This is a genomic window from Peptoniphilus olsenii (genome assembly GCF_040545475.1).
Taxonomy (GTDB): Bacteria; Bacillota; Clostridia; order Tissierellales; family Peptoniphilaceae; genus Peptoniphilus_A; species Peptoniphilus_A olsenii.
The window spans coordinates 54626-70096 of sequence record NZ_JBEPMA010000006.1 but is presented as its reverse complement, the minus strand read 5'-3'; the positions used below and the strand labels follow the sequence as shown (position 1 = coordinate 70096).

General features: G+C 30.5%; 16 protein-coding genes. 9 read left to right on the top strand and 7 right to left on the bottom strand.

What is annotated here, in order from left to right; genetic code table 11:
- The first annotated feature begins 27 nt into the window (after positions 1–27).
- The 3 genes from ABID14_RS06180 to ABID14_RS06170 all read left to right on the top strand — a co-directional run bounded on the left by ABID14_RS06180 (position 28) and on the right by ABID14_RS06170 (position 3283).
- Positions 28–168 carry a hypothetical protein gene (locus tag ABID14_RS06180; protein ID WP_354368232.1) on the top strand — a complete coding sequence of 47 codons (141 nt, stop codon included), beginning with the start codon at positions 28–30 and terminating at the stop codon, positions 166–168.
- Positions 169–1242: 1074 nt separating this feature from the next.
- Entirely contained in the window at positions 1243–2226 is a 984-nt protein-coding gene (locus ABID14_RS06175) for a resuscitation-promoting factor (protein WP_354368230.1), read from the top strand.
- A 175-nt stretch (positions 2227–2401) separates the two neighbouring features.
- Positions 2402–3283, top strand: a complete 882-nt coding sequence (locus ABID14_RS06170) for a hypothetical protein (RefSeq protein ID WP_354368228.1) — start codon at positions 2402–2404, stop codon at positions 3281–3283.
- A 148-nt stretch (positions 3284–3431) separates the two neighbouring features.
- Here the strand turns inward: ABID14_RS06170 and ABID14_RS06165 are convergent, their stop codons facing one another.
- Together ABID14_RS06165 and ABID14_RS06160 are read right to left on the bottom strand one after the other, a co-directional pair.
- Positions 3432–3980, bottom strand: coding sequence for a chromate transporter (locus tag ABID14_RS06165; RefSeq protein ID WP_354368226.1), 549 nt, complete (start codon positions 3978–3980; stop codon positions 3432–3434).
- A complete protein-coding gene (locus ABID14_RS06160) occupies positions 3973–4533 on the bottom strand; it encodes a chromate transporter (protein WP_354368225.1) in 561 nt (186 codons plus the stop codon). Before ABID14_RS06160 ends, ABID14_RS06165 begins: the two co-directional genes overlap by 8 nt.
- Positions 4534–4650: 117 nt before the next feature.
- Between ABID14_RS06160 and proC the strand changes: the two genes are divergently transcribed.
- The 4 genes from proC to ABID14_RS06140 all read left to right on the top strand — a co-directional run bounded on the left by proC (position 4651) and on the right by ABID14_RS06140 (position 9114).
- On the top strand, positions 4651–5415 hold the full coding sequence (gene proC / locus ABID14_RS06155) for a pyrroline-5-carboxylate reductase (RefSeq protein ID WP_354368224.1): 765 nt from the start codon (positions 4651–4653) through the stop codon (positions 5413–5415).
- 10 nt (positions 5416–5425) lie between these two features.
- Positions 5426–5983 carry a DJ-1 family glyoxalase III gene (locus ABID14_RS06150; protein ID WP_354368222.1) on the top strand — a complete coding sequence of 186 codons (558 nt, stop codon included), beginning with the start codon at positions 5426–5428 and terminating at the stop codon, positions 5981–5983.
- A 703-nt stretch (positions 5984–6686) separates the two neighbouring features.
- Entirely contained in the window at positions 6687–8285 is a 1599-nt protein-coding gene (locus tag ABID14_RS06145; protein ID WP_354368220.1) for a Na/Pi cotransporter family protein, read from the top strand.
- Positions 8286–8427: 142 nt separating this feature from the next.
- Positions 8428–9114, top strand: coding sequence for a hypothetical protein (locus ABID14_RS06140; protein WP_354368219.1), 687 nt, complete (start codon positions 8428–8430; stop codon positions 9112–9114).
- Between the two features lie 229 nt (positions 9115–9343).
- Here the strand turns inward: ABID14_RS06140 and pepT are convergent, their stop codons facing one another.
- On the bottom strand, positions 9344–10555 hold the full coding sequence (gene pepT, locus ABID14_RS06135) for a peptidase T (protein WP_354368217.1): 1212 nt from the start codon (positions 10553–10555) through the stop codon (positions 9344–9346).
- A 118-nt stretch (positions 10556–10673) separates the two neighbouring features.
- On the opposite strand from pepT, the gene ABID14_RS06130 reads away from it, so the two are divergent.
- Positions 10674–11447, top strand: a complete 774-nt coding sequence (locus ABID14_RS06130) for a dienelactone hydrolase family protein (RefSeq protein WP_354368215.1) — start codon at positions 10674–10676, stop codon at positions 11445–11447.
- Between the two features lie 112 nt (positions 11448–11559).
- Here the strand turns inward: ABID14_RS06130 and rd are convergent, their stop codons facing one another.
- On the bottom strand, positions 11560–11721 hold the full coding sequence (rd, locus tag ABID14_RS06125; protein ID WP_354368213.1) for a rubredoxin: 162 nt from the start codon (positions 11719–11721) through the stop codon (positions 11560–11562).
- 157 nt (positions 11722–11878) lie between these two features.
- Here rd and ABID14_RS06120 point away from each other — a divergent pair, with 157 nt between their 5' ends.
- Entirely contained in the window at positions 11879–12271 is a 393-nt protein-coding gene (locus ABID14_RS06120; RefSeq protein WP_354368211.1) for an ATP-binding protein, read from the top strand.
- A 262-nt stretch (positions 12272–12533) separates the two neighbouring features.
- Here ABID14_RS06120 and ABID14_RS06115 read toward each other — a convergent pair whose 3' ends face one another.
- From ABID14_RS06115 to ABID14_RS06105, 3 genes are read right to left on the bottom strand one after another with little or no spacing between them, the layout of a single operon-like run.
- Positions 12534–13736, bottom strand: coding sequence for an FprA family A-type flavoprotein (locus ABID14_RS06115; RefSeq protein ID WP_354368209.1), 1203 nt, complete (start codon positions 13734–13736; stop codon positions 12534–12536).
- Positions 13737–13748: 12 nt separating this feature from the next.
- Positions 13749–14513, bottom strand: a complete 765-nt coding sequence (locus ABID14_RS06110; protein WP_354368207.1) for an exodeoxyribonuclease III — start codon at positions 14511–14513, stop codon at positions 13749–13751.
- An 18-nt stretch (positions 14514–14531) separates the two neighbouring features.
- Positions 14532–15356 (bottom strand): tRNA lysidine(34) synthetase, encoded by an 825-nt coding sequence (locus ABID14_RS06105; RefSeq protein WP_354368205.1) that lies wholly within the window; start codon positions 15354–15356, stop codon positions 14532–14534.
- Between the last annotated feature and the right edge of the window lie 115 nt (positions 15357–15471).

Sequence of the window (15471 nt, the reverse complement as noted above, 5' to 3'; positions counted from 1 at the left end):
TATATAATTACAATTGAAAGAGATTTTATGAAAAAGCATATTAGTAGAATAATATTGTTAACTTTAATTTTAATACCATCTTTTATTTTGGTTAAAGAGAGTAGAAGCGTAGAAGATAGGAAAGAAAATAAAATTGTTACAGTTCATGATAATATAAAAGAAAGGTAAAAGAATAAGAAAAATCTTTTATTAGTTCTTACATAACTACTCCTTAAGAGGTAGATTCCTCGATTCCAGAAAATTCGTTAGAATTTTCTTTTGCGTACTCTAATGACAATAGTAAATATTAAATGAAATCTCCTTATAGTGTCGTCTCGACTAAAAAGCATTGCGAACGCATAAAGAGTTTTGCATGTTGTGGAGAGAATTTTTCCCCATCCATGTCATCCTGAGCGAAAGAAATCTGTCAAGATTTCTGTAGTCGAAGGATCTGCATGTGATGGAGAGTATCTGCAGAGTTTTAAATAAAAAAGTATTCAAGCACCCAAACAACGACCAATTATAGCAAAAAGAAAAACTAAAGAGGTAAAAACTTTTTCTAAAAAAGGCGTGGGGGTTTGGTTGGAAGCTCGAAGGAAAGGAGGCCTCGCAGCGAAAGCGGAATGCCCACTTTTCTTCCTTCGAAATAGAATAGTAAATTTGTGGTTAAAAAATATTTATTAAAAAGATTTTTTAATTATTCATACAGAGCGGCTACTGTACAGGCAGATTCCTCACTCTTCGAGTACACGGCGACTTTCAAACCCTTCGGGTTTTCTACTCGGAATGATAGTTTTAAAGGCTTTCTTTATATCAATTTTTATATTCTTAATACTTTTTCTTCCTTAAAAGATATCAAAAGATTTATTATATAAATCAAAATTCATACAATGTATTTATAAAAATCTAGATAACATACTATCATTAAATAGTTTGATACTAATCAATGATATAAATCAAACAATAAAAAATTTAATACAGAACAATAGATATTGTAATGTCTAAATACTAAATTTTAAAATATTTAAATTGGTTCAATTTAACATGATAAAAGGCAAAAATTAATGTCAACTTAAAACAAAAAAATTACTCCAATTAAACAGTAATATGACAGAAATATTACAATTGTGTAATTAGTTACGAATAAGTTACAAAAAACTTGACAAAATATTTTATTTAAATTATACTCAATAAAGATTAAAAGAGGTTACAAAAAAGTAACAAAATTTACGATTTTGTAACAATATTTTGGAGGTTATATTTTTGAATAATTGGAGACTTAGATTTGCAAAATTTTTTGCAATTGCGCTTATTTTAGTTTCCGCTTTGACAATGGGTTTTAAAACAGTTGCGGGAAATGATGTAAATCTAAATATAAATGGAAGTACTGAAACAATTTTTACTTATGAAAAGACAGTTGGAGATTTTCTAGAAAAACAAGGTATTGAGCTTGCAAATAAAGATGCAATCAGACCTTCGATTGATAGTGAAATTGAAAATGACATGAATATAGTAATCACTTCTCCTAAATCTTTCCACATCAAAGATGGAAACAGAGTTCTAATTACTGAAGCTAGTGGTTATACTGTTGGTGAAGTTCTTGAGAATTTAGGAATAAAAATTAATGAATTAGATAGGCTTAATACTTCTCTTGATGAAGTGGCAAAAGAAGGAATGTCTATAATAATCAACAGAGTAGTTGAAGAAAAGGTACAAAACAAAGTTGAAATTCCTTTTGAAACTGAAAAAAGAGAAAATGCAAATATGCTTGAAGGTGAAACTAAAGTAATAACTGCAGGTGTTGTGGGAGAAAAAGTTGAGGATGTTCTAAACACTTATGTAAATGGCAAAATAGAAAATAGCGAAGTTTTGAAGACTGAAATTTCTAAAGAACCTGTAAAAGAAGTTATAGAAGTGGGAACTAAAAAAGCTCCTCAAACACCAAATGGACAAAAAGTTAAAAAAGTTATAGTTATGCAAGCTACAGCTTATGACCCTACAGCGGGTTCTATGACAGCTTCAGGTACAAGGGCAAGAGTTGGTGCAGTTGCAGTTGACCCAAGAGTTATACCACTTGGATCTAAACTTTATATCGAATCCATGGATGGATTTGCATCTTATGGATATGCAACAGCAGAAGATACTGGTGGAGCAATCAAAGGCAACAGAATTGATTTGTTCTACTCTACAAACGCACAAGCTAATAGATTCGGTAGAAGAAATGTAAAAGTTTATGTGCTTGATTAATAAAATTTGTTTTAAAAAGTCAGAGCTTATGCTCTGATTTTTTTGTGTATATTTGTAAACATATAGATAAATTCATGTAAACTTTATTAATAAAAAAATAGCAAATAATGACAAATTTCTTTAAAAGATTTTTGTTATGCTTTATAATAGATAGTAGGAAAAATTAGGTGATTATATGAATTTAATTGAGCATGAACTCGTTGATAGATATATATATTATTATTTGAGATACATTCCTTATGATAGACAAGATGAAGCAAAAGAAAATATGATTAAAATGTTAGAGGAAAAATTGCCCAATGGATATACAGATTCGGACATAGCTAGTGCTTTAAATAAATTAGGCAACCCCTATCAATTTGCCTCGTCATACACTAATACTGGGCATTTTTTGATTAGTGGCAAAAATTATGAGATTTTCATAGAATTTTTGAAGATGCTTGCACTTTCTAGTTTAATTGGTTTGGTATTATTCTTTTTCAATTATTTTAATAGACTTGCCCATGCCAGCTTTTTTACTGTGCTTAAAACTCTAGCAATTTCAATATTTATATTATCTATTTTGCCATCTTGGGTATCAGAAAAAATAAAGACAAATAGAGTATTAAAATCTCTTACCAGCGAATGGGACATATCTAGATTATATGACTCTAAAAAATTAAAAATTGAAGCTATAAAAATTATATTTATGATAATAAATTATAGTATGTTTTTTATGCTTCAAATTTATATTATAACTTCAAAAATAGATATCACTACAGCTACTTATACATTTATCATGATTCTATTTTTCTTAAATGTATTAAAGGATAATTTAAAGATTTCAGAAAATAATTTATATTCAAGAGTGATGTATGTAGAGTACTTTGTAGATATATTTACTATATTAAGTTTTAGCATTTTGACAAAATTTTATATACCAGATATTTTTATTATTAAGACAATAATGTTTACAAATTTTGTTAATTTGTTGATATATAGTTATAGAATTATAAAAGATAAACGAAACTCTAATAAAAGAAGTAATAGAGCGAGAAAACGTGATAGAAAAAATTAAAAAAAATCTGAATTTGAATGGTTTTATTCAAGTTCAGATTTTTATTTTGTATTAATTTTTATATGAAATTAATTGATATTGTGATTTATAACAAATTCTAAAAAACATTCTATTTCATATAGTTTTTAGTACAATATAATTGACTTTACTAATTTAAATAAATACTTGTCACAATTCCTACAAATGCACCAATTGCTATTAGTTTAAATAAGTCTAGTTTTTTTATATAACTAAGTCCTATTAAAAAGCCTATAAGTGCAGGTACTCTAATATCATTTATGCCAAAACCATTTGGAAAAATTGAGGTTTTAAATAAATCTATCGAAGTCAAAAAAATAAGTGGAACTATGCCCGCTTTAATTCCATTTAAAGCAAAGTCTAGAGTGTTGTATTTTTTATTTTTTCTAAATAACAAATATCCAAGTATCATCATCAAAGTAAATTGAGGCATAACAAGCCCCAATGTTGCAACAATAGATCCTATAAAGCCATGAGAAGTTTGGCCCACAAAGGTTGCCGAATTAATAGCAATAGGACCTGGTGTCATTTGCGATATTGAAACTAAGTCCATGAATTCACGCAAAGTGAGTATAGAACTATTCTCAACTATGTATTTTGAAATTAAAGGTATGACTGCATATCCTCCGCCAAAGGCAAAGCATCCTATTTTTAAAAATATAAAAAATAATTCAAACATTTTTTGACCTCTCTATCAGTCCAAAATAAAAAATTCCCATAAAACCTGAAATTAATATAATAAAACCAGTATTAATATTGGTAAAAATTGCGAGTATTGCAGCAATACATATAACTCCTATAGTAAATCTGCCATTATTTTTATAAGAAGCAATTGCCATATTAGCTACAGTTATTAAAAGAACGGCAGATACCACGCCGCCAATTCCTTCAAGAGCAGCATTGATATAAAAATTTGTTTTAAACTCTTTATAAAATTTTGCTATAACAGAAAGTATTATTAAGCAAGGCAATACAGATGAAATTAACCCCACAACTGCTCCTATTTCTCCTTTAATTTTATATCCGGAAAGAACAGAACAAGATACTGCCATAGCACCTGGGGCACCTTGAGCTAGTGCCACAATATCCATCATGTCATTATCAGAAATAACCTTTAGCTCTTTTACAAAGGCATCTCTGATTGCAGGAACTATAGTGTAACCTCCGCCAAATGTTATAGAATTAATTTTAAATAAAGTCCAAAAAAGTTTCATTAATGATATCTTTTCCATTTATCCCACCAAACAATTTTTTAATAACATCACAAAATATAACTTATCTAATTATTACCCCAAAACTGTTCAGTTTCAAAAATAGAAATTGAGGTATAATTATTTAAGAGGTGAAGAATGAAAATAGGAATAGTAGGACTAGGAAATATGGGGCAAGCAATGGCTCATGGTCTTTTGAATAATAATATTGAAACATATCTTTTTGATAGAAATGAAGAGAAAAGAAATATTTTTAACAAATATAAAAATGCACATATTGTACTTAATGATAAAGAAGTCGTAAAACAGGCTGATGCAATAATTTTAGCTATAAAGCCATATCACTATGAAAAGTTTTTGGAAGGAATAGAGGATATTTTAGAAGAACAAATAATAATTTCTGTAACAAGTAGTTTTGATTTAGAAAAATTAGAACAAAAGTTAGGTGACAAAAAATTTATGATGGCACTTCCAAATACGCCTGCAAAAGTGCAAGAATCTATGACAGGTATTTGTGCAGGAAAAAATATTAGTGATGAGGAATTAAAAGAAATTGAGAAAATATTTTATACATTTGGAAAGACTCAGATAGTATCGGAAGATAATATAAAAATTTATGAAGCTGCATGTGGATGCATGCCAGCTTATGTGTATATGTTCATAGAAGCTGCCGCAGATGCATGTGTATATTATGGTATGAAGAGAGATATGGCCTATAAATGCGTTTCACAAGCAGTCATGGGTGCAGCGAAAATGGTAAACGAAACACAGCTTCATCCAGGTGTATTAAAAGATCAAGTGACTACCCCGGGAGGTAGCACTATCAAAGGAGTTAAAAGTTTGGAGGAAAGTAGTTTTAGAGCGGCAATATTTGACGCAATAGAAAACATAATTAAGTCTTAGGAGGTTTATTATGAAAGATTTATTGGTATTTTTAGCAGATGGTTTTGAAGAAATTGAAGCTTTAACAGTTGTTGATTTAGCTAAACGTGCAGGACTAAAAGTGGACTTAGTAGGGCTTGGTGATAAAAAAATAATAAAAGGTGCTCATGATGTCCGAGTTGAAGTTGATTTGAACTTAGATGAATTAAATATCAAAGAATACAGAGCGATTTTTATACCAGGAGGTCAACCTGGAGCTACAAATTTGATGAACAGCAAAAAAGTAGTAGAATGTGTAAATATATTTAATGAAAGTGATAATATTGTAGCTGCAATTTGTGCAGGTCCACAGGTATTAGACAAAGCAGGAATCTTACAAGATGGAAAATTCACTTGTTATCCAGGAGTTGAAGAAAGACTTCAAGCTGATAATCCGGCAGACGTAGGAGTGTTTGAAGATGGAAATATAATAACATCTATGGGACCAGCAACAGCTGTATTGCTTGGATTAAAATTAATAGAGAGATTAGTATCAAAAGAAAAATCTGATGAAATAGCAGAAGAAATATTGCTACCAAAATTAAAATAATTTATATAATTTATTTTCCCCTAGTTTCTAGGGGTTTTTTATTATAATACTTTTTTAAAATATATAGAAAAATAAGTATATACAAAAAATGTTTTTCATACTGTTATTCCGAGCGGAAAACCCGAAGGGTTTGGAGTCGCCGTGTACTCGAAGAGTGAAAAATCTCGCGTTAGAGGAGTTGCTCTGTAAACACAAATAGAAATTATTCTTATGCTTTTTAATACTTTTTCTATTCCACCAAAACAAAACTTCTCCAGAACTTATAGATCTCTCCATGCGTTCGCTAACGCTCACTTAGTCGAGATGACATGAGGAGGAAGATTTCATTGAGATTTACTATTGCTATTGGAATACAGAAAGAATAATTATCAAGAATTAAGACCTATAGACCACGACAACCCTTACAATAGTCATTCCGAGCGGAAACCCCGAAGGGTCTGGAGTCGCCGTGTACTCGAAGAGTGAATGTATCTCCCGGCAAAGGAGTTGCTCTGTAAACACAAATAGAATTTTTTTCTTATTCTTTCCACCACTCTTTCTATTTCATAATTATAGATTTTTTAATTTATCACGGCATAATAGTTTACATAAAACATACAATTTTCAAAAAAATTACACAAAAAATTTACAAAAACTAGACTAAGACTTTAAAAAACTTCCGATTTATTATATCATTAAAATGAATATTAAATCGGAGGAGAATATGTCGATACACTATCTTTTTGAGTTGCTCGGAGGACTGGCTCTTTTTCTATATGGTATGAACCTGATGAGTGATGGGCTTGAGCTAGTTGCTGGAGATAAACTCAGAGTTGTCATTGAAAAAATGACATCAAGCTTTTTTAAAGCCATACTTGTAGGAACTTTTGTAACAGCTGTTATTCAGTCATCATCAGCTACTACTGTCATGGTTGTTGGTTTTGTAAATGCAGGATTGATGACTATATATCAAGCTGTAGGAATTATTATGGGAGCCAATATTGGTACAACTATTACAGGTCAATTAGTTGCTCTTAATATATCTGCAGTTGCTCCAATAATTGCATTTACAGGTTTTGTCATGTCTACATTTTCTAAAAAGAAGAAAAAAAGATATATTGGACGTGCAATATTAGGTTTGGGTTTCTTATTTATGGGAATGGAATTTATGTCCACGGCTATGGAGCCGCTTAGAGATTCACCAGAATTTGTTGAACTCATGTTAAAATTTAAAAATCCTATATTAGGAGTATCTGTAGGTACACTTATAACAGCAGTGCTGCAATCATCATCAGCTTCTCTTGGTATCCTTCAAGCTATAGCTAATCAAGGAATTATACCAATAACTTCATCAATGTATATTATACTTGGTTTTAATATTGGAACTTGTATAACATCTGTGCTCTCTTCAATAGGTGCATCAAAAAATGCACAAAGAACTGCACTAGTGCACGTTTTATTTAATATAATTGGTACATTAATATTTATTATTTTATCGCAAATTTTGCCAGTAGGAGAGCTTGTATTAAAATACTCTAGAGATTATCCAGCTGCACAAATTGCAAATTTCCACACTGTGTTTAATATAGCAACTTCGGTTATGTTATTCCCATTTGCAAGAAAACTTGCAGATTTATCATTTGAAATCATAAGAGGTATAGACAAAGAACAAGAAGACTTATCACTTAAATATATTAATAAAACAATAACAAAAGAAGCACCGGCTACATTTACTGATGTTAGAGCCGAAATAAATAGAATGCTAGATATAGTAAGAGAAAATTATAAAGATTCAATTGAATTATTAAAAAATTATGATGAAGATAAATATGATGTGATTTTCAAAAGAGAAAAAGTGATTAATTTTTTAAATAAGGAGATATCAAGATTTATTATAGACTCTCTAGACCTTGCCATGAATGCGACTCAGTCTTCAAACTTTGCAGCATATCTTCGCATATCAAGAGACCTAGAAAGAATTGGTGACCACACTAAAAATGTTGCTGATGTTGCTAAATCTAGATCAGAAGAAAGCCTAATATTTACAGATAGTTCTATAGGAGAATTGGAAGAGTTAGATAAAATCTTAGAAGAAATGTTTGACACAGTGCGTGGAGAACTTGACAGAGACAATAGAAAGGCATTTATGAAAGAAGCTAACGAAAGAGTGCAAAAAGATGTGGGAAGCTTTAGAAATAATCACATGATTAGAATGAGAGAGAAAATCTGTGATCCTGAAAGTGGTCTGCTATATGAAAAAACTTTAACTGCACTAGAAAGAATTTCTTCTTATATATCAAATGCAGCTAAGCTTTCAGTATAAAATAAATAACAACAATAGCCCTTGAATTTTTATTAAAAGTTCAAAGGCTTTTTTTATCATTAAGTATTTTATGTTTCAAAATAGTATAAAATCAAATTTTGATAAAAGGCAATCCTATTGTATAATTTAGTCAGGTGATAAAATGGACAAAAAGTATTTGACTTTTTTAGTATCAGAATTGATTTTTACAAAAGAAGATTTGAAAACCAGTGTGATTCCTCAAACTTATAAGAAATACCAAGATATTTTTGGGGAATTGGAATATATGGCTGATGAACTCAATTTAAATATACGTGCTTTAAGACGGAAAATTGAACTCCTTAAAAGAGTTTCACCTCAGCAGATGGAAGAAAAAGTAAATAAAGAATTTAAAATAGCATTGGAAGAGTTATCCTACAGAAAAAATAATTTGAAATACAAGGTACAAAAAATTGATGAAGACACCAAAAAACTTTGTGATGATATTTACAGAGAAATAATATTTAGGACAAGCCCTGAGCTCTATAATGATACGGAGAATGAATTTGAAAGAGCAAAAAAGGCTTATAGGTCATTTGATGAAAATTCACTTAAAGAGATACTAAAGAATCTTGATAAAAAGAAAGTAAAACTCACTCGTGATGAATTAGAGGACAAAAGAAGAGATTTAGAATATGAAATATCATATTATTTCGAAAAATTTCCACTCAATCAAATGGATTTATTAAACGATCATGATGCTATAGAATTTAATTTAAAGAAATTAGAAAAGTTGTGCGAAGATTATAAAATGATTTATGCAGGTTTGCAAGAAGAGTTAAACGTCAGGTTGGCAGAAAAAATTGATTGAACATAATTTTTTGTACATTTATTTCATTCTCAATAAATATTATAAAAGTTATTCCAAATTATACTATTAAAAATATGCAACTTATATTAAGAAATTTAAAAATTCCCCTAGCTATCTAGGGGAAAAATCTTCTAACGCATTAAAATATATTTTAATCTAAGTTAATACCTTATTTTTTTAAATTAAGTATTTAATATTAGAATTTTATTTCAAATAATTATCAAAAATTTCAAACTTCGACACCAATTGTTGCAATATTTTTCACTGTCTCCACGGCTTTTTTCATGGCATCTACTGATACAAGCTCATATCGTCCATGATAATTGTATCCACCAGTAAAAACATTCGGACATGGCAGCCCCATATATGAGAGCTTTGAACCGTCTGTTCCACCTCTAGTTGCCTCCACCAGTGGAGTAACCCCAGCTTTTTCCATGGCTTCTTTAGCAAGTTCTACAATTTCCATATGAGGAGTTATTTTTTCTTTCATATTAAAGTACTCGTCACGAATTTCAACTTCTACTCTATCACCATATTTATGATTTAAAAATTCGCCAATTTTTTTTAATAAATCTTTTTTGAATTCAAATTTTTCTTTTGAATGGTCTCTGATTATATATGAAACCTTAGTTTCTTCTACTGACCCATCTATGCTAATCATGTGGAAAAAACCTTCATAACCTTCTGTAAATTGTGGTCTTTCGTTAATTGGAAGCATGCTGTCAAGTTCTAGTGCAATTGCCATTGAATTTACCATAGTATCTTTAGATGAACCTGGATGCACATTTTTACCTTGGATGAAAATATCTGCGCGAGCAGCATTGAAATTTTCATATTCCAATTCGCCCAACTTTCCGCCATCAATTGTGTAAGCAAAATCAGCGTCAAAATCACTAACATTAAATTTATCTGCACCGCGTCCAATTTCTTCATCAGGTGTGAAACCTATCCTCAAATCACCATAACTTGCATTATTGTCATTTAAAAGTTCTTCGATAGCGGTCATAATAATTGCAATACCAGCTTTATCATCAGCTCCTAGAAGTGTAGTTCCATCTGTAGTTATAATAGTCTGACCCTTTAAATTTTCCAAAAAAGGAAATTCATTGACTCTAGTTATAAATTCATCATTCAAAGCAATATCTTTGCCGTCATAATCTTCTATTATATGTGGATTCACATTTTTGGCACTCATATCTGGAGCAGTGTCCATGTGAGAGATAAATCCAATAGTCTTTCTATTAGAGATATTGCCCTTTAATTTTCCATATACATATCCATTTTCGTCACTCCAAGCGTCCACTCCAAGTTCTTTTAATTCATTTAAAAGTTCCTTTGCTAGATTAAGTTGAATCTTTGTAGAAGGAGTCTCAGAGCTATTCTCGTCACTTGTTGTTTCAATTTTCACATATTTTAAAAATCTTTCTACTAATTTATCCATGAAAACCTCCTCGATTTTTACTCTTTAATATATTATACTCAATCTAAACTAAATTGAAAACTTTAAGAAGTAGTTAAAAACTTTCTTTTGGGTTATAATACGATGAGGGAGGTATATGATGGAATATCTTAATATGAATTACTCTACGATTGAAGAAACAAAAATTGGGAAAACTCCTGTCTATATAATAACGCCCAAAGGAGAAAATATAGATAAGACAATTGTTTTTTACCATGGATGGAGTTCAAATAAAGGCAATCAAGTATTTAGAGCAAATATATTCGCAAGCTATGGTTATCGTGTAATCTTACCTGAAGCTCAATATCATGGCGAGAGAAGTATAAAGAATTTTGATTATTCTGATGAAGAAATAGTCCGAAAATATATGCTAGAGACTATAATGCACAATATCGAGGAAGCACCAGCAATTTTTAAATATATAAAAGAAGACTGTGGAGGAAAAATAGCTGTCGGCGGACATTCCATGGGAGCAATTACAGCTGGAGGACTTTATAATTTCAAAAAAGATTTAAAAATGGCATTTATATTCAATGGTGTAAATGATTGGGCAAAGTTAGTTCAAGATATAAACAAGGACAAAGATATACAAAAAGTAAGTTATACAGAACTTAGAGTCAATGACTTCTTTTTGGATATGAATCCAATGAATCAACTAGAAAACTTTAAAGATAGACCTATAGTATTATATAACGGCGAAGAAGATGACATAATAGACCCTAAAGGACAAAAAAATTTTGCAGAAGAATTAGAAAAAGTTTATACAAAAAAAGAGTTACTAGACTTTCAGATATTCGAAAGCACAGCACATCAATTGACATCACAAATGTTAGAAACAGCTATTATATTTTCAAAGGAGAAAGCTGGTTTTTAATTATATTATTTTTTGGAGTGATAGCAGATTTAATAAAAAATTGTCTTTCACTCCATATCTTCTTACATTTAAAACTGTAAAAAAAAAGAAGGCCAAGCCTTCTAATTTATTATTATTCTACTGGTTCAAAATCAGATTGTTCAGCTCCACAAAGTGGGCAAACCCAATCAGCTGGAAGATCAGCAAAAGCTGTTCCTGCCTTAACACCATTTTCTTCATCGCCAACTTCAGGATCATAAATATATCCGCAAAGTGTACATTCATATTTTTGCATTATAAAGTCCTCCTTATAGATTAGTGCACATACGTGCCTCACCTTTATTATACCCAAATTATAAAAATATACCACTATTTTATTTAAAATTATGTTAAAATAACTTGGTTTAAAAAATATATTACTGGGTAAATCTACAGTAGATGGAGTGAGAAAAATGGACATTTTATACGAATATAATGGTTTCGTAAATAGTGATCTGTCCTGTATTAAATCCTTTCTAGACAAGGCTATGGGTAATCTAGACACCTTTATTGAAGATGATGACAAGCTCTTTGATATAAAGGTAATACTAAATGAACTTGTGGTCAATGGTGCCATGCACGGAAACCAAGAAGAATATAACAAGAAAGTTTTTTTGGACTTATCACTAAACAGAACCTGTATCAAAATAAAAGTTCGTGACGAAGGCTTAGGAGTAAAAAACAATAAGACAGAGTACAACTGCAAAGATTTTAAATGCAGTGGACGGGGATTATTGATAGTAGAAGCATTGACAGACGAACTTATATTAAATCATAACGAAGTAATAGCAATCAAAAATATATAACTCAGTGGAATTGCACGATTTAGCTGAGTTTACATAACACAAATTACATATTGATATCCTGAGTTAGCCTCAGGATTTTTTTGCGTGATTTAAAGGAAAGTGGAATTCTAAATATCTATAACATTAAAATATTTGATTATAACTTAATCGCTAAAAAATTTTTAATATATATTATAAAAGTTTAAATAATTATATTAACAGAAATTATTTGAATTATCGGCAAATAAAAAACTCCTCGGCTGAGGAGTTTATCATATAAAAATTATTTATTTAAAATTTTTGCTGCCATTTCTTTACCAAAGTTAATTAAAGCTTCAATCTCTTCGTCTGTTGCAGCACCTTTGATTTCTAATTGTGTATCTAGCACATCATATTTGCCATCTTCCATATATTTTTTCAGATTTTTTAATGCTCCACCACTCCAGGAGTATGATCCAAAGATTCCCCAATAGTTATTTTTCATTCTTTGATGGGAAATTTCTGACAATAAATAGTCCATTGGAGGGAATAGGTTGTTGTCATATGAGCAAGAACCTAGTATAACGCCTTTATATCTCCAGATATCAGAAAGTAGGTAAGAGTTTGAAGTTTTAGTTATGTCGCGAATTTTAATATCCTTAATTCCGCCTTTAGCAAGACCTTTAGCAACAGCTTCTGCCATTTGTTCTGTATTTCCATACATTGAACCATAAATAACAACACAACCGTCAACAGTTTCTTGTTTTGCAAGAGAAGTGTAAAGGTCGATTACCTTTTGAGGATTATCTCTCCAAACTGGTCCGTGAACTGGACAAATTAGTTCTATATCTAGGCTTTCGAGTTTTTGTAAAGCTTTTAAAGCTTGTGATGAATATTTTCCTACAATATTAATAAAATATCTAGTAATTTCTTCTTGATAGTGTTTACTAAATTCTATTTGATCATCAAAAATAGCACCATCTAATGTTCCAAAACCACCAAAAATATCTTGTGAAAATAAAGTCTTAGTAGCTTCTTCATAAGTTACCATAGACTCTGGCCAGTGCACCATTGGTGTCATATAGAAAGTGAATTTTCTATTTCCAAGTTCTAGAGTGTCGCCTTCTTTGACAACTTCAATATTTTCAGTAACTTCATAATAAATATTTAACATATCCACAGCTTTTTTATTTGTTATAATCTTTACATTTGGATATATATCAAGCACAGCCTTAATTGCTGAAGAATGATCAGGTTCCATATGATTTATTATGATATAGTCAAGTTCCTCGCCATCAAGTAGTTCTCTAATCTTATTCATGTAAACTGAAACTGTATTAACTCTAACAAGGTCAACTATAATATTTTTGTCACCTTTTATTAAATATGAATTATATGCAACCCCATTAGGTAGTGGCCACATTCCTTCAAATAGAGGTGTCTGTCTGTCATTTGTTCCTATAAAATATATATCATCTTTAATAGGCACTGATAATAGATTTTCCATAAATATTCTCCTTTACAAATTTATTTTTAATTCAACGGGGCAGTGATCTGAACCCATTATATTTTGATGAATCTTTGCGTCTATCAAATTGTCCTCTAGCTCATTTGATACAACAAAATAGTCGATTCTCCAACCTACATTTCTTTCACGTGATTTAGCAAAATAGCTCCACCAAGAGTATTCGTCTTTTAAATCAGGATAAAAATATCTAAAAGTATCTATATAACCGCTATCTAATAGAGTGCTAAATTTTTCACGTTCCTCATCTGTAAAACCTGCTGATCTTCTATTAGTTGAAGGATTAGCTAGGTCAATTTCCTTGTGAGCAACATTTAAATCGCCACAAAGAACAACGGGTTTATTTTCTCTTAAAGTATTTAAATAATCCCTAAAATCATCTTCCCATTCTTGACGGTAGTTTAAACGCTCCAATTTTCTTTTGGAATTTGGAGTATAAACTGTCACAAAATAAAAATTATCATATTCAAGAGTGATGACTCTGCCTTCAGTATCGTGTTTTTCCATTTTAATACCATAAAAGACATCTAAAGGTTCTTTCTTGGTAAAAATTGCAGTACCAGAGTAGCCTTTTCTTTCAGCGTAATTGTAATACTCATAATAATCAGGTAGATCAATCTCAAGTTGTCCCTCTTGCATTTTTATTTCTTGAAGTGCAAAAATATCGGCATCAAGTTCTGAAAAACTTTCTAAAAAGCCTTTTCTAACAGCAGCACGAAGCCCATTCACATTCCATGAAATAAATTTTAACTCTTCCAATTAGTACCTCCTATTAGATTAATAGAATTCAAGAAAACTATGTTTTTCGCCATCTTTCTTGAAACCTAAAATCTGTTCAAAATTGACATTTTCAGTAGCTCTCAAAATATTAATGTCTACATGTTCATTCTCGAGTTTAAGTTCTTTGATAAGTTCCTTAATAAAAAATCTCTTGTTGCCAGATTTCTTTTGAGTCACAGTACAAGCACAATCAAGAGCCTGAAGCCCTGTGGATTTCATAAATCTTATTATAGCCTCTTCATGAACCATATACATTGGCCTGATTAGCTCAAGACCTTCAAAATTTTGAGACTTGAGTTTTGGCATCATAGTTTTGAAATCACCAGCATAAATAATATTTAACATTACAGTCTCTATAACATCATCAAAATGATGACCAAGAGCCAGTTTATTGCAACCTAGTTCTTGTGCTCTATTATATAAATTGCCGCGTCGCATCCTAGCACACATATAACAAGGACTTTTGCCATTTGCCATTTTATCAGCAACCTCAAAAACATCCGAATCATGAACTCTAACAGGAATGCCGAGTTTTTGGCAATTATACTCAAGCCTTTTTCTGTTCTCCGGCAAATAACCAGGATCCATTGCAATAAATTCCAATTCAAAAGGCACTTTGTTGTGTCTCTTGAGCTCTTGCATAAGTTTTGCCAAAGTTAAAGAATCCTTTCCGCCAGAAATTGCGACGGCAACCCTATCGCCGGCGCTTATCATTTCATATTTGTCTATAACTTTTACAAATTTTCTATAAATATCGCGTCTATAAGTTTTTATTAAAGATCTTTCAATATCCTTTATCTCTTTTATAGATTTTTCTTCCATTTTTCACCATTACCAATCTAATTTTCATTATACCATAGATTAAAACTTAGTATTAATATTGTAGAATTAATTCCTCAAATTATCATATAAAATTTGAGAATAATTGCACTGAAAC

Coding starts and splice junctions, on each gene's coding strand:
- ABID14_RS06180 (WP_354368232.1), top strand. CDS start 28: ATGAAAAAGCATATTAGTAGAATAATATTGTTAACTTTAATTTTAATA.
- ABID14_RS06170 (WP_354368228.1), top strand. CDS start 2,402: ATGAATTTAATTGAGCATGAACTCGTTGATAGATATATATATTATTAT.
- ABID14_RS06165 (WP_354368226.1), bottom strand. CDS start 3,980: ATGTTTGAATTATTTTTTATATTTTTAAAAATAGGATGCTTTGCCTTT.
- ABID14_RS06160 (WP_354368225.1), bottom strand. CDS start 4,533: ATGGAAAAGATATCATTAATGAAACTTTTTTGGACTTTATTTAAAATT.
- proC (WP_354368224.1), top strand. CDS start 4,651: ATGAAAATAGGAATAGTAGGACTAGGAAATATGGGGCAAGCAATGGCT.
- ABID14_RS06150 (WP_354368222.1), top strand. CDS start 5,426: ATGAAAGATTTATTGGTATTTTTAGCAGATGGTTTTGAAGAAATTGAA.
- ABID14_RS06145 (WP_354368220.1), top strand. CDS start 6,687: ATGTCGATACACTATCTTTTTGAGTTGCTCGGAGGACTGGCTCTTTTT.
- ABID14_RS06140 (WP_354368219.1), top strand. CDS start 8,428: ATGGACAAAAAGTATTTGACTTTTTTAGTATCAGAATTGATTTTTACA.
- pepT (WP_354368217.1), bottom strand. CDS start 10,555: ATGGATAAATTAGTAGAAAGATTTTTAAAATATGTGAAAATTGAAACA.
- ABID14_RS06130 (WP_354368215.1), top strand. CDS start 10,674: ATGGAATATCTTAATATGAATTACTCTACGATTGAAGAAACAAAAATT.
- rd (WP_354368213.1), bottom strand. CDS start 11,721: ATGCAAAAATATGAATGTACACTTTGCGGATATATTTATGATCCTGAA.
- ABID14_RS06120 (WP_354368211.1), top strand. CDS start 11,879: ATGGACATTTTATACGAATATAATGGTTTCGTAAATAGTGATCTGTCC.
- ABID14_RS06115 (WP_354368209.1), bottom strand. CDS start 13,736: ATGGAAAATCTATTATCAGTGCCTATTAAAGATGATATATATTTTATA.
- ABID14_RS06105 (WP_354368205.1), bottom strand. CDS start 15,356: ATGGAAGAAAAATCTATAAAAGAGATAAAGGATATTGAAAGATCTTTA.